The organism is Paenibacillus sp. KS-LC4, from assembly GCF_036894955.1.
In the GTDB taxonomy this organism is placed as follows: Bacteria; Bacillota; Bacilli; order Paenibacillales; family Paenibacillaceae; genus Pristimantibacillus.
In genome coordinates this window covers 4,544,349-4,564,968 of record NZ_CP145905.1, presented here as the reverse complement: position 1 = coordinate 4,564,968, position 20,620 = coordinate 4,544,349, and the positions used below count along the sequence as shown (strand labels likewise).

Below are 20,620 nucleotides of genomic sequence, written 5' to 3'. Positions count from 1 at the left end.
GAGTATAGCTCTATAATAACATGATTGATGAGCTCTCGAATAAATTCGGTCTCTCCTGCGACAAGAAATTCACTTACTCCATAATATACAACAACTTGTAAGTCACATTGAGCTTTCCGATATGACTTCAAAAAATATATTGAGACAGTCCACGCAATGCTTTGGAATACGTGAAAACTCATTTTTCCAATTAAGTGGGTTTTCGACTGTGACGATGCGGAATTTAGCTGGATTGTTTCTGATATAACATACGGTGAGTCAAGGTCAGTTAAACCAAAACAGCTACAGTCTAAAAATTTATTTTCGCAGAACAACTATAGTCGTTTGGAAAAAAAAGCCTGCACCTTCCGCGAACGGATAGGAGCAGGCTTGTATCATTTATGCTGTGCTTGATGAAGCAGCGAGCCTTTACAGATAGACGGCTTTGCCGGTACGAGCCGACTCATAAATAGCTTCCAAAATTTGCGAAACGACATATGCTTGCTCTGGCGTTACGACCGGATCAGTGTCGTCCTCAATCGCCTTCAGCCACATTCTCATTTCCAGATCGGAGTCGCGGCCGGAATCTGCGCCATCGAAGAAAGCGACGCCGCCGGATTTCAGCTCAATGTCTGTCGTGTAAAGACGGCTGTGATTTTCGCCATTGATTCGCAGGCCGCCCTTCATGTCAGCTCCGCCTTCTGTACCGGAGAGCGAGCATTTTGCTTCGTCAATATCCAGTGTGTTCAGCGCCCAGCTGGATTCAAGGGAAATCGTAGCGCCATTTTCCATGACGATCATGCCGAAAGCGGAATCTTCAACGGTGAACTTGGCAGGGTCCCAAGGGCCCCAAGCGTTGGCTGCATTTTCACGCTGCGACAGCTTGTGGTAAGCCGTTCCAAGCACAACCTTCGGCTTGTAGTTGTCCATCATCCACAGCGTCAGATCCAGCGCGTGAGTACCGATGTCGATTAGCGGGCCGCCGCCTTGTTTTTCTTCATCAAGGAATACTCCCCATGTTGGTACGGCGCGACGGCGAATCGCATGTGCCTTCGCATAATACACTTCGCCCAGCTCGCCATTAGCACAAATTTTCTTCAGCTGCTGGCTGTCTGGACGGAAGCGGTTGTTGTAGCCAATTGTCAGCTTTTTGCCCGTACGACGAGCCGTTTCCATCATTAGCTTCGCATCTGCCGCTGTTTTCGCCATTGGCTTCTCGCACATGACATGCTTGCCAGCTTCCAGTGCGGCAATTGCGATGACCGCATGGGAATCATTCGGCGTACAGACGTGAACGATTTCAATGGAATCGTCCTTCAGCAGCTCCGTATAGTCGGTGTAAACGCGAGCGCCCTCCACACCATACTTTGCAGCAGCCTCCTGTGCACGATGCTCCTCGATGTCGCAGAACGCGACGATTTGTACGTTTTTAATCGTGCTAAGGCTCGGCAAATGCTTGCCATTCGCAATACCGCCACAGCCGATAATCGCAATGCGATGAGTTGTAGACATAATAGAAATCCTCCTCTAATTTTGGTTTGAATTTGAGCACTTCCGCAATTGTTTTAAAAGTTTTTAAAAGGCGACCGGAGTGAAAGGTTTGGATTTGAGAAGCGACAGCGCTCGCATTTGCCTTTGGATTTCCACCGCTATAGCGTTCTAATTCAAGGAAATCCAAGGGCAACAGCGATCGAAAACCAAATCTTTTACGCAGCGGAGCTGCCTTTAAATAGCCTTTTACGCAAACGGCGAAGGCAAAAAGATATCGACTTCCTTTTTCGTCTGAGCAGAACGAATAATGCCGTCAATAACGGCTTGATTGCGGACGATTTGGCTGCCCGGAATAGGGGCCGGCCTGCCGTCGCGCACTGCTTCTGCAAAATCCCACACCTTGGCGTGGAACAGATCCGTTTGATGCTGAATAATCGGAATCGGGCTTTCCGTATGATGTCCTTGTACATCATGGAACATCGTGATGGAGCCTACGCTGCCATCAAATACACCGCTCCAAGGGCCTGAGCCGGAAGGCGTAACCTTGAGCCCAGCATTAGTGCCGAGGAAGAGGGCGGCGCCGAGCGAGTCCATATGCATCGCCCAAGAAATTTTGAAATTGAGTACAATATCGCCTTCGAAACGAATCATTGCTACGCCGAAATCCTCAACGTCAAATTTGTCTGCTTCCTTATGATACAGCGGGTTCGTGCCAAAATGGTTAGACGTAAATGCGGATACCGTCAGCGGCTTCGGATAACCAAGCGCATTCATCGCCATGTCGAGCGAGTAGCAGCCAATGTCGGCCATTGCACCCGCTCCGGCAATATCCTTGCGGATAAAGGTTCCGCCTGGCATGCCGCGGCGGCGACCGCCTCCTGTTTCTACATAATACACTTTGCCCAGCTCGCCAGACGAGATGAGATCACGAATGATCGCCATATTCGGGTCATAGCGCGGCTGGAAGCCGATGTTGAGCATAAAGCCCGTTTTGAGTGCCGTCTCTGCCATCGTTACCGCTTCTTCAAGCGTGACCGACATTGGCTTCTCCAGCATGACATGCTTGCCTGCATTTAGCGCATCGACCGTCGTTTGGTAGTGGGCAACATTCGGCGTACAGATGCTGACACCATCAAGCTCTGTATCAAGCAGTTGGCGATAGTCGTCATAAGCTGTAGCCTGAGGCAGCTCCCAATGCTCAATAAATTGCTGGGCGCGGCCTGGAATAATATCGGCGACAGCTGCAACTTCTACGCCTAGCATTTGCTTGTACGCTCTAGCATGGGCGCCTGCGATGCCGCCGCTGCCGATAATTCCGATTTTTAGCGTCTTGGACATTGCGATTATCATCCTTTACTACATAATAGACATCTGCTGAGCACGGTATTCAGAAGGGGTCATATCAAAGCGTTTGCGAAACACCGCATGTAAATAATTGGCATTGGCAAAGCCCGTTTGCTGGGCGATTTTTTCAATCGACTGCGTGCTTTCGGCAAGGGCATGACATACCGCCTTGAGGCGCATGTTTTCGAGTGTGGCGCTGAAGGACTGACCATCTCCCGCCTCCTTGAACACCCGCTGAATATGCCGCGAGCTTAAATTCAGCTTGTCGGCTACATCCTCAAGCGTAACCTCGCCGGAGTAGTTGGCCTGTATATATTCCATAGCAAGACGATAGCGGTAAGCCTTCATATCCCGTGTCGGTAGGTGGGCCTGTTCCGGCTCCTTCACCGTGTCATAAGCACGCACGGCTCGCAGCAGAATTTGAATGACATTTTGTCTGATCGTCGTATAACTGCCTGTATATTGTCTAGAGCAAGCTTCATAAGCTTCTAAAAACAAAGGCATAGCCTGATGGACATCTTCTGCTGGAAACAGGGGCAGCGTGCGCAGCTTGCTGATGCAATCATCTGCCTCGGCAATTTCCCAATCATCCGCTTCCGTCGCAGGGGAGGGGCCGGGCAACAATCTGCGATCAATAATATCGACATGCAGGCACAGCTCATCCATAATGTCATCCGGGCTTGCCTCTTGATAATGAAGCACATCGGGTCCCGTCAAATAAAACATGCCTTCGCTCAGGGCATACGGCATATCGACCAGAATAACAGTCCCTTTTCCCTGTGGTATAAAATGAAACTCGAACTCGGCATGCTTATGAAAGTTGACGATTTTTCCAGGAAGAAACTGGGTCAGGTGAAAGCGCAGAACATGAATATCGTAATAGCCCCAGCGGATGCGCAGATCAAGCCTCTCGAGCGCATCCTGGCGCTCACGCATCACTTCATATGGAAAAGGTTGCAATCGCGCCAAACCTCCCTTCAAGCCGTTAATGTAAAAAAATAATGCTGTAGTCTATTATTGCGCCAGCTCATCAATACGAATTGCTTTTCCTTCGCGCGAGGAGCGGTTCGCTGCTTCAACCAGCTTCGTTAGCTCAACAGCAAGCTGAACATTTTCCACAGCTTCGGTATGGCTTGCAATATGATCGACAAATTGATTGAAAGCGCCTGGACGCGAGTCGGGGAGCACTTGCTCCTGCCACTGCTTCGCAGCGTCTTCACCGTTCACGTTCGTCCGCAGCAGCAGGCGGTCATCCGGTGTGCCGTACATTAAGGTGCCTTGCGTGCCGTGAATTTCGATTGTGAAAGGGGAGTGGGCATTGACGAAGCCTGCTTCGACGATACCGACTGCGCCTGATGCTGTTTTTAACAGGACAACAGCGTTGTCTTCGACTTCTTTCCCGGTTACATAACCATATTGCGCTGATGCTTCAACAGGCTGCTCACCGAGGAACAGACGGGTCAAATACATCGGGTGGCAGCCCAAGTCGATCAAGGCGCCGCCGCCGCATTGCTCCAAGCTGTAGAAGTGCTCAGGCAGCCAGTTTCTCGTAGCGCCATCATGCGACAATCTAACCCGTACTAGCGTAACTTTGCCGAGCAGGCCTTGCGCCAAAATATCCTGAATCGCCAGCGTATAGCCTGCATTCAGCCTTGGCAGGGAAACGGTAAGCTTCACCTTATTCTCAGATACCGCTTCGATGACTTCATTTACTTCTTTAAGCGTAGGAGCGATAACCTTTTCTGTGAAAATATGCTTGCCTGCACGTGCAGCCGCAATCATAACATCGCGGTGAATGTTGGACGGAGCGTCTACGATAACCGCATCAATGTCGCTTGCGAGCATATCATCCAAATTGCTGTAGAAAGGAACGCCGAGCTTGTCAGCAGCCGCTTGGCCGCGCTCTGGAAGCTCATCCCATACCGCTGTAATTTCTGTATCCGGATGCGCCTGCGCTTCCTTCGTATAATCCCAAGCATGTACATGCCAGTAGCTAATTTTACCTATTTTAATCATCTCATCACTTCTCCCAACCTAGTATACAAAATTGAGACATCACAGTAAATTTAGCACAGAGATTTTAATTTTATTAGTCTAATTAAGTGACTTTCTGTGTATAAGATTACGACGTGTTTTTGAATGTAATGACAGAGTAAACACATTTGAAATCGTTGGAGGTTTTGAGTTAATTAAAATGTTTTTTGAAATATTAAGTTAATTGAGGCATCGTGTTGATCACGTGAAAGAAATTGATGTTTTGTGAAGAAAAAACATATAGTCGTTTTTTGTAGAATTGTGTATTGAAAAAGGAAATTATGGTAATATAGATGAGTCTTTATTACTAGTAGAGGGGTGGGGAAATGCAAAGACTGGAAGATTTTCTGTATGACTTTGCAGGAATTTTTATACCGGGTTTTTTGCTGTTATTTTCTTTACGTATAATTACGTTTGATTTATTTAATAACAATTTTGTTGAACGAACATTTAACTTGACAGGCTGGAATACAGGTGGGGGATATAGCTCCTTCTTGCAGTTTCTCGATAGTGAAAAGACGGTGATGATCCTTTGTGTAATCATTATGTGCTATATAACAGGTTTGGTCATTGCGGCTACTTCAGAGAAATGTGCTAAATACATAGAATCTAAATATATGGTTAATATTACTAAAATTGTATATTCAGAAAATGAAAATCTGCTACAAACTGTCGAGCGTGTACTTACTCGCAAGTATAAAATCAATATGCGGAACGTCAGCCCCAGAAATAAATGGGTTACGCTGTACAGATGGGCTAATGTTTGCGCGACTAGCAGGGAAGAATCCTCCGGACTAAATATTCTCCTTACAAAAATGATTTTATATCGTTCGTTTTTTCTCGTTTTTTTAATCATTGCGACTTATCTCTTTGTTATTGTTGCTAGTTTTGGGATTAATGAATTACTTAATTTAAGTTCAATCAGTTCTATTGAAAAAACGATAGCCGCTATAGTAGGTGTAATATGCACTGTAGTAGCAAATCTGTTTTTTGAGTTTTATTTAACAGAAAGATTAAGAACAGGAAATGAAGCGCTGCTGCTGCTGGCGAAAGCGCACGAGGGAGATATTGAAAATGAATAAGAGAATTAAACCTCAAAATATTAAAATTGGTGAACATCAGTTGAATGAAGAGAGTATGGCTATGGTGTTGCCAAATTGGCTGGAGGTCATTACGCAGATTGAGCAAATAAGGGAGACAGCTGTTGAGGTGGCGGCTTCACGTAAAGGAAGGAAAGAGGATGAAGAGAAACTGGACTTTAATAATGTCATTAGTATTTTGGGGGAGCGAGGGAGCGGGAAAAGCTCTGTTATGTTAACGCTTCGTAGAATGCTAATGAAACAGCATCATGAAACGGATGTTTTTCTAGATGTTATTGTTCCTGAAATGCTGGAGGATACCTCTGATATATTAGGGGTAATTTTGTTGAATATAAAAGCGTTCATTGATACAAACAAGGAGAGAATTGAAAAGTATTATAAAAAACAACGTCCTAATGTTTCCCGTACATCAGATACGCTAGCTAGCTGTATTTATCAAGAGAAAACAAAGCTTGATATGTTGTGGGATAAGGTATTTTCCCTGTATATATATCGTAAAAAGGGCTACAACAAAGTAATCGAGGAGCATTTTTCCGGCGTGTCGGATTATACACAAGAGAGAAAGGAAGCCTTGGTCTCGGAACTAGAGCTGACTGCAAAATTGGGCGAGCTATTCGACACACTTATTGAGGTGTTAAACGGCGATAATGCAGGGAAGCATCTAATATTTGTTTTCTTTGATGATGTTGACCTTAACCCCAAACGCTGCAATGAGGTTCTTAACGTAGTATTGAAGTATTTCAATCATCCCAATATCGTTACGTTTATTTCAGGCGATATCCTAAAATTTCAGGAGGATATGATAAGTGAGCTTTTGCTGCAACAAGGCAGCTACAGATTTATGAATAATCACATAGTAAAAGAAAGGATAATATTGGATTCACAAAGAGAATTGGTTTATGACTTTTTAAAAAAAATTATGCCCTACTCCCGCCGATTTTCTTTGCGAAAGCTGACAAATAGTTCAAAAATGGATTTTGCTGTGTTTAAAGATGTAAATCAAGATGCGACGGAAGTCATTACGATGAAAGAATTAGTAGGCAATTTGTTTGATGAAGCAGAAGTTCCTTTTTACTATACTAGCAGTAATGAAGTAGGAGAAATAAAAGAGTTAGTAGAAATCCCAGCATTTTTTCAAATTTTCGACGACAAGCCGCGAGGGCTGTTGAACGTGTACAGCTATTTACTCTCTAATATATCTATTCATTTTGATGAGAGTAGTAAAAAAATCAAAAAAAGAGCTGAATTTCTTTTTTATTGCGAGAAATTATTTGAAATCATCATTGAAACCAATCTCACATTGCGCGAGAATCAGCATTTAATTAAACAATTGTATACATTGAATTCTTACCAAATGTCAGATCGTAGTGATATTGTTGTTGAAATCCATCATCAAAAATTAAGATTTTACGCTGCTTCAGAAAATAAGTTAAGTAAAAAAGAATGGATTTTAATTGTTCATTTTCTGTATTTTGTCGAGTGCTGGGTGACTACTAAAGTCAGCAGCATTTCAGGAAAAGAATATGGAATAGACTTGAATTTAGTGTTAGGTATGTCGGAGTATCAACGTTTGATTCCTGCAACCTTTAATGTGAGAGACGTATTTGCTGTATATTCAAGGCTTAATGGGCTTTTTGAAGTTGAACAAATGCAGGATATTTATTCGAGACGTATTTATTCAAGCAAATACATAGAAATTATTAATAATGAATTTTCTGATTATAGTGAACGTTTTTTTGATGATCCTGTCTGGCTAGAGCATTATGAATCGATATCAAACAATTCCTCAAAGATGAAAGTAGATATCATTATTAAAATATTAGAGGACTTCAAAGATATTAGTTCACCAATACATCAAACTCTTTTTGATGAAATAGATTTTGATTTTTACGAGAGTAGATATAGAGAAGTAATCAGTCATTATGCTTTTGATTTCAAAGAGAAAAATCCGTCCTATCAGATATTCTTAGATTATTCAAAAAGGGAGATTTACAATTCTCTGATGATCGATTTTGAAGACTACAACGAGAGACTTCAAACATTAGTTGATCTTACGGTTTGTAATTATTTTGCGACGGTTTTTCCAGATCAATTGAACGAAGTGCAAGAAAAAAGCTTTTTTGAGGATATCCTTAAAAACATACACAATATTATTTGGGATAACAGATTTATTATGAAAGTTGATTTATACATTGACTATGATAATTTAATGAAGTTAGGACGAAGACAACAAGATGAATTTGATTTTAATGTGGAAAACGCCATACAAAAGTTAGGTATTTTCCAAAAGTTTCTTGTTGAAAGAATGAATATGTTTATAATAAATCATAGTAAACAAAACGAGACAATTTTATTAAATAGATTGAAAGAGAAAAGAGCGAGAGTAGTTTATTCTAAAATTATCGCTGAAGGAATTCCTGAAAACATTAAGAATTACTTGCATTCATTTAATTATAGCGAACAGCGTGTAAAAGATTTAGAGTATAGAGATTTACAAATTGAGAAGTATCATGACTTTTCATTTTTAATAGCGAAAAAAGAGGATTTATACTATGGGGCGTATGTTGAGCCATTGATTTATTTGGAAGAGGGTATGAAATCTGCAACACGAACTAAGTCGTATAACGCCTTTAGAAACTTTGCTGTAGTCAATTTTTACAGCTATATATATGAGATTGTGAACAACGTGATTAGTAAGCTCAATAATGGGCAATTGTCTTTAAAGCTTAATACCATTGCTGAAAGGAGAGGAGTAAAGCTTCAAATATCGGATGGGATAATTGAAGAAATGTCGATAGAAGGGGAAAATATCGAGAAGGTTATGGAGATTTTCTTTCGTAATATTGGATTATTCAAATTCAGCGAAATAGCGGCAGTGTTAACTGAGGATAATGCGTTATTAAAAATATATAGAATTAAAGATGAATTGCTTTCTAAATTCGATGAGCTGGAGGAACAATATTCGAATCAGGATATTGACATTTCTCGTCTGAATACTTTAATTAATAAGTTCCAAGAAGAACAGATTGTTCTGGAGCTTAGAGGTATTCAGAGAAAGCTATTGTCAAATGGCCAAATAAAAAAAATCAAGCTTGATGGCTTTGTACGCACAATTGAAAAATATTTGAATGAAGATAAGAATCACAACCCAATAGAAATTATTGAAATTAAAGAGCTATTAAGAGGATTAATATACGAGAGTACGCCAAACGAAGTGAGTCAGGAAATAAGGCGAGTAGAGAATGATGCTAAGCGACGTGTCTACCAAGAGGAGTTGGAGTTTCTTATTCAGGCATTAGCCTATCTATATAATAAAGAAATGTCAGTTGGTAACAGCAATGATTAAGCATTTTACAGGGCTAATTTCCAAGATGGCGACTCTTCCGCTTACCGAATTTCTGTTTGTAAAGGAGCCGTTGTTCCGAAATTTAATTCATGTTTCGACTAATTCGGGGGAAGGTAAGGAGAAATACAAGAAGTATGAGCAGTACGAGCAGTTGAAAAAGAAAGTGCAGCAGGAGCTTGTGGGAAGCCACTATATTAAAAGCTTTGATACGATAAATTTGCTGCTGGAGCAATATTTTCCGATGAAGGTGTTTGCCGAGGTTTATTCAGAGGATGAAATTTATATTGGGCAGCTAAATAAGCTCACTAAGTCCTTCATTACTCATCGAAATGGCAAAATAGCTTTGAAATATTGGAAAAGCGAGAACGATGAAAAGCTGTTTAGTGCCTTTGAGGGCCTCAATAAAATCGAGGTTTGGAATGTGCTGTCCCGTATGTTCTGCATTGACATATTAGTAGTGATGTATTTGCTTAATAATAAGATGACCAAGCCCGAGTATTTGAATGGCTATTATTGGCTGATTAATCTTGGAGACATGCAGTTGGACAGAATAATGGAGCGTGGTTTGGCAGAAACGCATATTCATATTAGCGCAGGCATCAATTTCAATATGATGTGGCAGGATTTAATGAATATCAATCTGGAAAGCAGCAAAATTAAACTGACTAAATTAGATAAAATGGTTGCGGATCCTCATTTGGAGCATTCGATTCGAATGAGCGGCCTGATTCGCATTATGATTTCGAAATATTTAGCAAATGCGGAGCATGATTGCTTCATCGAGCAGTTTGATAAATACAATCGTTGTATAGAGTGGTATTTAACTAGAAACGGAGCTCCAATTGAGCAAAATTATAAAAAGCTGCACAAAGAGCTATTAAGCGACATTACGGACGACTCTGGAAAAAATATGGATACATCAACGGAAATCGTTAAGCTTTTATTTGGTCTGGAGGATCTGCACACAACCGATGAAAATGTTTTTTTATTCCAGGTAATGAAGTACATAATGGAACAATCGGATAGGGATAAAGACCCTCACTTGACCCAGCTGTTTTGGCAATATTTGCGTATTAAAAATATCGTGTACCAAGGGGTAACACAAGGCAACTTTGTGGAGGGGCTGGATTATTTTCGTCATTTTTTCTCCGCAGCTACCTCCATTTCTCAAAATCAGCTAGAGCATGCCATTCGAAATCAAATCTACAACAATAATTTAAAGAAGCTGGAAATCCGAGTGAGTCCTCCGACTCGTGGTACGGCTCATGAGATGAGTCAGTCACTCAAGCGCAATCTAATCATTTTTTTCGAGACGTATAAGAGCATTGTGCAGGATAATAAATTGCCCTACGATCAAATTCCTCAGATGGGTGTCGTTTTTCATTTTCTTAAAGCACAAGATGAAACGTTTTATGAAAAATGCTGGTATGCTGATGTCAATCGAGCATTTTTACGACATGAGAACTATTTTTATGGCAGCCTGCAGAAGAAATATCGTGAAACAGTCGACGTTATTAATGATTTAAGAGAGAGAATCCCTGGCTTATCCAGATATATAGTAGGGCTTGATGCTGCAAGTCTGGAAAATAATACAGAGCCATGGGTGTTTGCTCCTATTTTTCGTCACGTTCGCAATAGTCCCGTTAGCAAAATCAGGCTGTTGGAATCAGGAGAACCGATTCAAACCTTAGGCTTTACCTACCATGTTGGCGAGGAATTCAGGCATCTTCTATCAGGCCTGCGTCATGTTGATGAGGTTATCGAGCATTTTAATTATCGAGTGTCGGATCGAATCGGTCATGGTCTTGCTCTAGGGGTTGATGCAGAAGGCTGGTGCAAGGAAAATCCCGTCGTTGTCCTACCTCGAATTGAATATATGGAAAATCTCCTTTGGCTGTGGGGACAAGCTTTTTTAGAGAAAAAGCACAATTTAGAAATAGACCTGCTGGGTATAGAACGGGAAATTATGCTGCAGGTCGAGAAGATTTATTATAACGTTGAGGGCATTACTTTATTTGTGCTGTGGAAGGCTTATCAAGGGAAATTCAAGCCGTTTAAAACGGATGAAGCCATGATTCATCAGGTATGTGTTTCTGAAACAGGAAGAACGGGTAAGTGGAGAAATGAATGGACGTTGCCAGAGCAGCATTTCTGCAAGCAAGGAACGGGGGAAGCCTCTTATTGGAATGAGTCCAAGCTGATTCATGCCAATCATTGCAAGTGTTTTTTAGAACGCATGTACGAAGTGATTCAAATAAAGATAGGGGAAAACGAAGCCCGCTTGTTAGACAGCTTACAAAGCTACGTTAGAAATAAACTAAACGATAAAGGGATTGTCGTTGAAACCAATCCAACGTCGAACCTGGCCATATCTGGAATTGAAAAACTATTTAGTCATCCGGTGACAAGCTTTAATACGAATGGTTTGGAAAATGACAGATACTCAGGCAAAGGCTTAGTCATTTCAATTAATTCGGATGATCCAGCCGTTTTTAATACAAGCATTAGCAATGAGCTTTCATACATTTTTTACTTATTACAGGATAAGGGTTACTCTCGGGATGCGATATTGGAATGGATTGAGAAAATTCGTGATTGGGGTGTCATGACCTCCTTTATTCAGGATCGAACGATCAGTAAAGAAAATTTGATTAAAGAGCTTGATAGCATCATTATGAAATTGAAATAGAAAAGGCAGGCAGTCTCCTAAACAGGAGCTGCTTTTTCCATTTCATTGGGCCTACCTCGCCTAAATGTCTACAAATGCTTCCGATAATCCCGCGGCGAGAGGCGCGTTATTTTTTTGAACGTTTTGCCAAAGTGGGAGAAATTGTCGAAGCCGGTGGCGGCGGCAATTTCCGTTATGGATTGGTCGGTTTCGCGCAGCAGGCGCTGGGCTTCCTTGATGCGGGTAATGGTCAAGTAGGAGGAGAAGGAGAAGCCGGTTATTTCCTTAAAGATGCGGCTTAAATAATACGAGCTGATATAGAACTGCTCGGCAATGGCGCTCAGCCTAATCTCTTCACTGAAGTGATGGTTAATGTAACGCACGATTTCGGTAATTTTCGCATGCATCGGTGTAGCATGGGAAAGCGGGACGAATTCGTGCTTTTGCAAATAACGGGCCGCATGCAGCAGCAGCTCGGTAACTGCGATTGGCGGATACAGCTCAAAGCCGGGAGGGCGCTGTTGAATTTCCTCCAGCAGTCTGCGAATGAGCTGCTCCATGACAAGCTGTTCCTGGCGAGGCAGCCGCAGCACATGAATATGCTGATCGAATGGCGACAGGATCAGCTCGCGAAGCTCAGGCGCAAAGGACTCTGGAAAATGCTGATCGAAGTGGATAATGACCCTTTCATGCGAGGCTTCGCCAGCGTACAGCGTTTTATGAACGACTTGGCGGGAGATGAAGATTAGATCGCCCTGCTCCACCGGGTAAGAGCGGTCATGGACGAAATAAATGCGCTTGCCGCTGAGCAAATAATAAATTTCATAATAGTCATGAAAATGATCATTGGGCATCGTGAACGGCTCGGAGCGCTTCATATATTCAATGTACAAATCCGATAAATTTCCATAATCAAAGGAAGCGGGCGTTTTTTCAATCATAGCCTTCCATGCTCCTTTCAAAGTAAACGCAAAATATGCGGCATATTTTATTATTTAAGCACTATATGAGGAGAATTATAACACTTATATGCGATAAAATGAAAGCGTATTAAACAATCAAGGTAAAACGGCTGTCGCCGACCTCTAACGGCGCAGCGCGTTTCAAAAAATCAGACAAAGGGTGAGCCGCAATGACACAAAAGAAAAAGTACGTATTGGTAGGAACGGGAGGAAGAGCTGAGTTTTTCTACGCTGCAATTGCAACCGATTTCAGAGATACGTCGGAGCTGCTTGCATTTTGTGATACAAACCAAACGAGATTAAACCATGCCAATAAGCGTTTAACCGATAAATATGATTACCACGCTGTAAACACCTACAAGGCGGAGCAGTTCGACGAGATGATTGCGAAGGAAAAGCCGGATTCCGTCATCGTAACTAGTGTTGACCGCACGCATCATACGTACATCATTCGTGCTATGGAGCTGGGCTGTGACGTCATTACGGAGAAGCCGATGACGGTGGACGAGAAGAAATGCCAGGAAATTCTGGATGCCGTAGAACGTACAGGGAAAAATGTTCGCGTAACGTTCAACTATCGCTATGCGCCGCATCATACGAAGGCGAGAGAGCTAATTGAGGATGGCACGATTGGCAAGGTCAATTCGGTGCATTTTGAATGGCTGCTCAATACGCAGCATGGCGCGGATTACTTCCGCCGTTGGCACCGCAATAAAAATAACAGCGGCGGCCTGCTTGTTCATAAATCGACGCATCACTTCGATTTGGTCAACTTCTGGATCGGCTCGCAGCCAGACACTGTTTTTGCCTTCGGAGACCTGCTGTTCTATGGTAAGGAAAATGCCGAAGCGCGCGGCGAAACGAAGTTCTATGAACGTGCAACGGGCCATCCGAATGCGAAGGAAGATCCGTTCGCACTGCATATGGACAGCAATGAGAACCTCAAGGCGATGTATCTTGATGCGGAGCATGAGGATGGATACCGCCGCGACCAAAGCGTTTTCGGCGATGGCATCAATATTGAAGATACGATGGGCGTCATGGTGCGATACAAAAACAATGCGATTCTGACTTATTCGCTTAATGCGTATCTGCCATGGGAAGGCTACCGCATTGCGTTTAACGGCACGAAGGGCCGGATTGAGATGGAAATTGTCGAGCAATCCTATGTTAATTCTGGCGGTGAAAAATCACAAGAGGGTGCGCTGAAAGGCAAGCGCATTATCGTATATCCAATGTTCGGCGCTCCTTACAATGTGGAGGTTGAAGAAGGAATCGGCGGCCATGGCGGCGGCGATCCGGTATTGCTTAACGATATTTTTGGCACGCCTTTAGAGGATAAATTTAACCGTGCGGCGAATCATGTAGACGGTGCCCGTTCGATTTTGACAGGAATCGCTGCCAATAAATCGATTCAGACGGGACTGGCTGTGAAGGTGGATGAACTAGTTAAATTCAGGAGGGACTAACTTGGCTAAGTTTTTGGACGATAATTTTTTGCTGGCAAATGAACCTGCACGGGATTTGTATCATAATTATGCAAAGGATATGCCGATTATCGATTATCATTGCCATTTGAGCCCACAGCAAATTTACGACAACATCAGCTTCTCGAATATAACGGAGGCTTGGCTGTATGGCGATCATTATAAATGGCGGGCAATGCGTTCGAACGGCATTGAAGAAAAATATGTAACGGGCGGCGAAGGCGTCAGTGACTATGATCGCTTCCTTGCTTTTGCAAGGACGGTACCGCAGACGATTGGCAATCCGCTTTACCATTGGTCGCATTTGGAATTGCAGCGCTTCTTCGGCGTTGATGAGATAATTAATGAGCGCAATGCGCCGGTTATTTGGGAAAAAGTAAATGCCAAGCTTGCGGGCGAGGGCTTCAAAGCGCGCGATCTTATTGTGAATTCCAAGGTTGAGGTCGTCTGCACGACGGATGATCCTGCGGATTCGCTGGAATATCATTTGAAAATTAAAGAGCTGTCGGACTTTCCAGTTGCGGTGCTGCCTTCGTTTCGTCCAGATAAGGCGCTGGAAATTAATCGCGCTGGATTCCTTGAATGGATCGCGAAGCTTGAGCAGGCAGCGGGCCAGAAGCTGGATAGCTACGATGCTTTGTTGGCTGCGCTGGAAGCAAGAGTTTCCTTTTTCCACGAGGTGGGCTGCCGCGTTTCGGATCATGCCCTTGATTATGTGCCTTACGGAGAGACGACGAAGGATGAGGCAGCGGCGATTTTTGCTAGCGCACTTGCTGGAAACCGCGTAAGCCTAGAGGATGAGAAAAAATACAAAACGTATACGCTCGTCTTCCTCGGCAAGCTGTATGCGAAGCATGACTGGGCGATGCAATTGCATATTAATGCAGCGCGCAACAATAATACGGCGATGTTTAATCGCCTTGGACCGGACACGGGCTATGATTCCATCGGTGACAGCCCGCTTGCGTATCCGCTCGTTAAGCTGCTTGATGAGCTGGCGAAGGATGAAGCGCTGCCGCGCACAATATTATATTCGCTTAACGCCATGGACAATGAAGTGCTTGGCTCGATCATCGGCAGCTTCCAAGGCGACGGCATCCCGGGCAAAATCCAATTGGGCTCCGCTTGGTGGTTCAATGATACGCGCGACGGGATGGTCGTACAGATGAAGGCGCTTGCGAACTTCGGTCTGCTGAGCCGTTTTGTCGGCATGCTGACGGATTCGCGCAGCTTCCTGTCGTATACGCGGCATGAGTATTTCCGCAGGATTTTGTGCAACTTGCTTGGCGAATGGGTGGAAAACGGCGAGGTGCCGGATGACCGTGAGCTGCTGGGCGACATTGTCCGCAACATCAGCTACAACAATGCGAAAAGCTATTTTAAATTTTAATCATTATATTTAGCCGCATCGGCGTTGTGGAATCTTCTTTCAGAGATTCCACAACGCCGATTATTTATTGCAGCTAGGCGCTAGCTGTTGCTTTCTCCGTCACTTTCAATCCGAGCTTGCTCATTGCGCGCTCCAGCAGCTTGAACAGGTCGTCTATCTCTGCTTCAACTACTGTGAGTGCTGGTGTAAGCCGAACCGTGGAGGCATTAAGCGCATTGATGATCAGCCCATCCTCCATGCAGCATGCTGCCAGCTGTGGCGCTAGCCCTTCTGCGACGCTGAAGGCGAGCAGCAGGCCCTTGCCGCGTATATCGGTGATTGCATACTCGTGAGATAGCTCGACCAGCTTCTCCGTCATCAAATCCCCCATCAGCTTCGCATTGGTGGCCAAATCCAGACGAATAATCTCCTCTACGACTGCCTGACCTGCGGCCATTGCAAGCGGTCCGCCTGTATACGTTCCCCCTTGATCACCAGGCTCAAAAATATCGTATTGCTTCATGGTTAGTGTCGCGGATAGCGGAAATCCGCCGCCAATACCTTTCGCCAGTGTCATGACGTCTGGTTTAACACCATAATGCTCGTGGGCAAATAGTTTGCCAGTTCTGCCCATACCGGTCTGAACCTCATCAAAAATAAGCAAAATGCCGTATACATCGCATGCCTTGCGCAGCGCTTGCAGGTAAGGGGCATCTACCGAATGGACGCCGCCTTCCCCTTGGACGAGCTCCAGCATTATGGCGCAGGTGCGGTCGCTAATCGCAGCGAAGCACGCATCAAAATCATTAATAGGAACATGCTTGAAGCCCGGAACCTTAGGGGCATAAAGGCTTTCCCAATGCGCTTTGCCCGTTGCGGACATCATGGCGAGCGTTCTTCCGTGGAAGCTGTTCGTCAAGGTAATGATTTCATAAGCGCCATTTAAATTTAGGGCACCATGCTTGCGGGCGAGTTTAATCGCGGTTTCGTTCGCTTCGGCGCCGCTGCTGGTGAAGTAAGCTTTATCAAAGCCGGACACGCTTGTGAGCAGCTCAGCGAATTCAACCATTGGCTTATTATAAAAAGCGGGGCTTGCATGCACGAGCTGTCCTGCTTGCTTGGCAATCACCGCCTGCAAAGCCTTAGGGGAATGCCCTAAGCTGGTGACCGCCCAGCCGCTGCTGAAATCGAGGTATTTTTTGCCCTCCGTATCCCATAAGTACATGCCTTCCCCGCGTTCCATGACGACCTCAGGTCTATTCGCTGTAAATAACACAGATTGTTTGGCTTCTGCCAGCAAGGCAGCTGTATCTTTATTTTTCGAATTAAGCATAGTCTAACCTCCGTAAAAGTCTTGTTGTGTATAAATATACACTTTAACAAATAAAAATACAACACACAGCTGCTTATTTGCTGAGCATGGCAGGCCTGAGGGGCAAGCTGGCTTCGCGCTGTTCATCATTTTCCCCGGGAATAATGCGGCAGGCAGGGAGAAGAGGCATTGAAATATTTTCATTCCGCGCAGCTTTATAAGGCTTTATTGAGCGGTAATAAGCGGTAATAAGCCTAAGCACTAGACCAGCTGGCACCATGATCAAAGCGAATATAGTGGTCACGCCAAGCGAATTGCAGTAGGATGCGGAATGAAGCTACAGGGTAGCAGCATCTAGGCCGACATTGGCGGTTAGCATTTGCTATAATAGCAAGGATAGCAAGCATAAACGGTTGTCGTCGTTCTTTGGCGGCAAAGCCGCTGTTTAGCGATTTAGGGATAAGCCAATCATCAGTTCGAAGCTTATAAATGCTTATAAATGTTTGTAAATGCACAAATACGTGGTAGAGAGGATAATGGCAGGATGAATAAGCAACCGGCAGGAAAAGCTGGAGAGAACAAAGAACAGGCGAAGCGCCCGCTTATTATCGGGCACCGGGGAGCTGCGGGCGAAGCGCCGGAAAATACGCTCGTTTCCTTTCAATTAGCTGCCGATCAAGGCTGTGATATGGTCGAGCTGGACATTCATCTTTCAGCCGACGATAAGCTGGTCGTCTGCCATGATGCGACGCTGGATCGCACGACGACACAGACCGGCCTGATTCGGAGCATGAATTATGAGGAGATTAGCAAGGCTGATGCGGGCAGCAAATTTGCCGAAGCATTTCGCGGACAACGAGCGCCGTTGCTGGAGGAGGTTTATGCGCTGCTTCCCAAGCATATTGAAATTAATGTGGAAGCAAAGGATTCGTATAACGGAGCGCTGGATGAAGCGCTGGACGCTTTTTTGCAGCAGCCTGGGCGTATGGAGCGCACGATTGTTTCCTCCTTCGATCATAAGCTGCTGGCGCGCCTTAAGGCACGTATGCCGGAGCTGCGGATCGGTCTGCTTTATGGAGCGGCATTAATTGCGCCAGCAGCTTATGCTGGGCTGATGGGCTGCGAAGTATTTTCGCTGCACCCGCATTACAGCGGCATTGATGCCGAGGATACGGCGGAAGCGGCTAAGGCGAATATTGCGGTTTATCCTTATACAGTGAATATGGAGCAGGATTTTCTGACATTGCTTGATAAGCAGGTAGATGGCATTATTACTGATTTTCCCGGACGATTAAAACAGCTGCTGGATAAGCAAGGTGAAAAATAGACATTCCTATTGTGGTAGAATAAGGATATTCATGAGAGGAAGAGGTGGCGCATGATGGAGGAGAACAAGGATAGAGAGCTGGATGAAATTAAGCTGCGGCTGGAGAAGCTGGAGCAAGAGCATGGAAGACGGCAAGGCTTGCCTGGTGGACTGAAATTTGCCATCGGCTTTGTTGTTGTCTTGTTATTGATGTTGATGTCTATTGGCATCGTTCAATTTGTTTCGGCAACATAGTAATAACTGGTTGAATACAAAGCGGGAGGGTCGTGCAATTATGATTTTGGAGGTTGCTATTTTACAGGTTAAGGCGGGACTCGCTGATTCGTTCGAGGCCAGCTTCAAGGAAGCCTCGCAAATTATATCCAGTATGAAGGGCTATGTCCACCATGAGCTTCAGCGCTGCTTGGAGGAGCAAAATAAATACGTGCTGCTCGTGAAATGGGAGACGCTGGAGGATCATACCGAGGGCTTCCGCGGCTCTGCGGAATATCAGGAGTGGAAGCGGCTGCTGCATCATTATTATGATCCGTTTCCGGTCGTGGAGCATTACACGAGCATCGAGCTGTAGAATGAGCAAGCTATTATTTATTTGCAGCCGGAACAAATGGCGCAGTTTGACGGCTGAAACGGTGCTGAGTGGTGTTGATGGGCATGAGGTGCGTTCTGCCGGAACGGAGCCGCAGGCTAGAGTGCGAGTGACCGAAGGCCACATCGGCTGGGCTGATGTTATTTTTGTCATGGAGAAAAAGCATTTGCGCCGTATACAGGAGAAGTTTCCTCATGCTTTAAGTGAGAAAAGGGTCATTTGCCTCCACATCCCCGATGAATACGAATATATGAATGCAGACCTTATAGAGCGGCTGCAAGCCGCCATTATAGAATATATGCCCATGGAATAATGGTATAAAAGGGGAAATAGTGAATAACGTGCTAATGCCAAGCGAGCTTGTGAAGCTGGAGGCGACGGCAGTCGAGCAGGACAAAATTCCTGATGTGGGTGCGGCTAACAAATCTTTCAACGCTTCAACAGTGGCCGCGAGCAAGAAGCATACGCTGGACGTGGTGGTCGTGGAAAACCGAGGCCGATATTCCGGCAACGTCGCTAAATGGAAGTTCGTTTTTAAAGTGGAGAAGGCGTAAGCAAGGAAGATGAAAATGAAGAGGAAGAGCCGGAGTATAGGGTAGAGGTAGAGGTAGAGGTAGAGGCAGAGGGCGGGGCTTAGGGGCTCCGTCATTTTTATTGGCTGTGGGAGTCTACTAGAATCAGCATGCTGCTTCGGGCAAGGAACCATTCAAGGCTCAGTAAGCCGCCGTATGGGATTGTTGCTGTTACGGTACAGCTAGCCGCAACTGCACCACTAGTGTTAGCCCCTCCTTTTTTGCGGACTGAGGTTCCGCTATTGCTTCTATAGGGCCGATTTAAGGCCGTACGCGGACAGGAGATCCGTTATGCCCCTCTTCATCCCGTCAAAATGCTGATCGGCAGCACAATAGCTGCGCCTGAGTCCGCATACTGCTCCAAAACCCGTGATTTTGTTGAAATAGCGCCTGCTGTGTCCACAAAGCCTGTCCTAATATATAGATAGAAAAATATCGGTGTTCATTTTAATTATGATATACAGAGGTGGCACTAAATAATGGACAATAGACATCCTAAATATGTTACACGAAGCGCTGTGGAGGGGCTTGTAGAGAAAATCAAGCTGCCATCCCCAAGTGAATACACACAAGACTGGGAATACGAGGTTGCTGATTCCAATAGAGTCGCTGAATTCCTGCATGCATATGAAAACATGGACTTAAATCTCGAAGAAAAATTTGCTTTAATGATCATTATTATTGAATCATACAACGATGCCATTTCGGAAAACAAGACAGAGAAAAATATAGCTGCGCTCATAAAATATCATCTAACAAAGGATATTAATATTCATATAAATACCATTTATTATTGGGCGAAACTTGATGAGATGGACATTGAAAATGTTTTTGCGATAACGCCTTTTATTAGGGAAATCGCTGCTGAAACTAAAAGTAGGCAGCTAAAGCAGCAACTTTGAAAAATGGACGCTGCAATCTACTTTTCTTTCTTAAGCGATTGCAATTAGCGGTCCAATATTTTCTTGCGAATTTCGACATATTCGTTTAATATTTTCACCATACATAGTGCTTGAAGCATGTTAGGTTTGGGTAGCGGACTA

17 protein-coding genes are annotated in these 20,620 nt (G+C 44.4%); 11 read left to right on the top strand and 6 right to left on the bottom strand.

Translation table 11 applies throughout. The features are described from left to right. Positions 1-408: 408 nt before the first annotated feature. The 4 genes from V5J77_RS19245 to V5J77_RS19230 all read right to left on the bottom strand — a co-directional run bounded on the left by V5J77_RS19245 (position 409) and on the right by V5J77_RS19230 (position 4,830). Positions 409-1,491 carry a Gfo/Idh/MocA family oxidoreductase gene (locus V5J77_RS19245; RefSeq protein ID WP_338552445.1) on the bottom strand — a complete coding sequence of 361 codons (1,083 nt, stop codon included), beginning with the start codon at positions 1,489-1,491 and terminating at the stop codon, positions 409-411. A gap of 225 nt (positions 1,492-1,716) precedes the next feature. Further along, positions 1,717-2,808, bottom strand: coding sequence for a Gfo/Idh/MocA family oxidoreductase (locus V5J77_RS19240; RefSeq protein ID WP_338552444.1), 1,092 nt, complete (start codon positions 2,806-2,808; stop codon positions 1,717-1,719). 18 nt (positions 2,809-2,826) lie between these two features. Next, positions 2,827-3,774, bottom strand: coding sequence for a helix-turn-helix domain-containing protein (locus tag V5J77_RS19235; protein WP_338552443.1), 948 nt, complete (start codon positions 3,772-3,774; stop codon positions 2,827-2,829). A gap of 54 nt (positions 3,775-3,828) precedes the next feature. Continuing rightward, positions 3,829-4,830, bottom strand: a complete 1,002-nt coding sequence (locus V5J77_RS19230; RefSeq protein WP_338552442.1) for a Gfo/Idh/MocA family oxidoreductase — start codon at positions 4,828-4,830, stop codon at positions 3,829-3,831. Positions 4,831-5,174: 344 nt separating this feature from the next. On the opposite strand from V5J77_RS19230, the gene V5J77_RS19225 reads away from it, so the two are divergent. Genes V5J77_RS19225 through V5J77_RS19215 form a run of 3 tightly spaced genes read left to right on the top strand, consistent with a single transcriptional unit; the run spans position 5,175 to position 11,983 of the window. Then, positions 5,175-5,930 carry a hypothetical protein gene (locus V5J77_RS19225; protein ID WP_338552441.1) on the top strand — a complete coding sequence of 252 codons (756 nt, stop codon included), beginning with the start codon at positions 5,175-5,177 and terminating at the stop codon, positions 5,928-5,930. After that, positions 5,923-9,294 (top strand): hypothetical protein, encoded by a 3,372-nt coding sequence (locus V5J77_RS19220; RefSeq protein WP_338552440.1) that lies wholly within the window; start codon positions 5,923-5,925, stop codon positions 9,292-9,294. Before V5J77_RS19225 ends, V5J77_RS19220 begins: the two co-directional genes overlap by 8 nt. Then, positions 9,287-11,983, top strand: a complete 2,697-nt coding sequence (locus tag V5J77_RS19215) for a hypothetical protein (RefSeq protein ID WP_338552439.1) — start codon at positions 9,287-9,289, stop codon at positions 11,981-11,983. Before V5J77_RS19220 ends, V5J77_RS19215 begins: the two co-directional genes overlap by 8 nt. 68 nt (positions 11,984-12,051) lie before the next feature. Here V5J77_RS19215 and V5J77_RS19210 read toward each other — a convergent pair whose 3' ends face one another. Then, positions 12,052-12,903 (bottom strand): AraC family transcriptional regulator, encoded by an 852-nt coding sequence (locus tag V5J77_RS19210; RefSeq protein ID WP_338552438.1) that lies wholly within the window; start codon positions 12,901-12,903, stop codon positions 12,052-12,054. Between the two features lie 191 nt (positions 12,904-13,094). On the opposite strand from V5J77_RS19210, the gene V5J77_RS19205 reads away from it, so the two are divergent. Beyond that, a complete protein-coding gene (locus tag V5J77_RS19205; protein ID WP_338552437.1) occupies positions 13,095-14,393 on the top strand; it encodes a Gfo/Idh/MocA family oxidoreductase in 1,299 nt (432 codons plus the stop codon). A 1-nt stretch (position 14,394) separates the two neighbouring features. Further along, positions 14,395-15,801, top strand: coding sequence for a glucuronate isomerase (gene uxaC / locus V5J77_RS19200; protein ID WP_338552435.1), 1,407 nt, complete (start codon positions 14,395-14,397; stop codon positions 15,799-15,801). A gap of 73 nt (positions 15,802-15,874) precedes the next feature. On the opposite strand, the gene V5J77_RS19195 is transcribed toward uxaC, so the two are convergent. Then, on the bottom strand, positions 15,875-17,113 hold the full coding sequence (locus V5J77_RS19195; protein ID WP_338552434.1) for an acetylornithine/succinylornithine family transaminase: 1,239 nt from the start codon (positions 17,111-17,113) through the stop codon (positions 15,875-15,877). Between the two features lie 523 nt (positions 17,114-17,636). On the opposite strand from V5J77_RS19195, the gene V5J77_RS19190 reads away from it, so the two are divergent. The 6 genes from V5J77_RS19190 to V5J77_RS19165 all read left to right on the top strand — a co-directional run bounded on the left by V5J77_RS19190 (position 17,637) and on the right by V5J77_RS19165 (position 20,479). Next, positions 17,637-18,419 carry a glycerophosphodiester phosphodiesterase family protein gene (locus tag V5J77_RS19190; protein WP_338552433.1) on the top strand — a complete coding sequence of 261 codons (783 nt, stop codon included), beginning with the start codon at positions 17,637-17,639 and terminating at the stop codon, positions 18,417-18,419. A gap of 51 nt (positions 18,420-18,470) precedes the next feature. Then, complete coding sequence (locus tag V5J77_RS19185; protein ID WP_338552432.1) at positions 18,471-18,653, top strand: hypothetical protein; 183 nt, start codon at positions 18,471-18,473, stop codon at positions 18,651-18,653. A 40-nt stretch (positions 18,654-18,693) separates the two neighbouring features. Then, positions 18,694-18,987 carry an antibiotic biosynthesis monooxygenase gene (locus tag V5J77_RS19180; protein WP_338552431.1) on the top strand — a complete coding sequence of 98 codons (294 nt, stop codon included), beginning with the start codon at positions 18,694-18,696 and terminating at the stop codon, positions 18,985-18,987. Position 18,988: 1 nt separating this feature from the next. Further along, entirely contained in the window at positions 18,989-19,318 is a 330-nt protein-coding gene (locus tag V5J77_RS19175) for a protein tyrosine phosphatase (protein ID WP_338552430.1), read from the top strand. Positions 19,319-19,337: 19 nt separating this feature from the next. Further along, on the top strand, positions 19,338-19,559 hold the full coding sequence (locus V5J77_RS19170; RefSeq protein WP_338552429.1) for a hypothetical protein: 222 nt from the start codon (positions 19,338-19,340) through the stop codon (positions 19,557-19,559). A gap of 497 nt (positions 19,560-20,056) precedes the next feature. Then, positions 20,057-20,479 carry a hypothetical protein gene (locus V5J77_RS19165; protein ID WP_338552427.1) on the top strand — a complete coding sequence of 141 codons (423 nt, stop codon included), beginning with the start codon at positions 20,057-20,059 and terminating at the stop codon, positions 20,477-20,479. Positions 20,480-20,620: the final 141 nt, after the last annotated feature.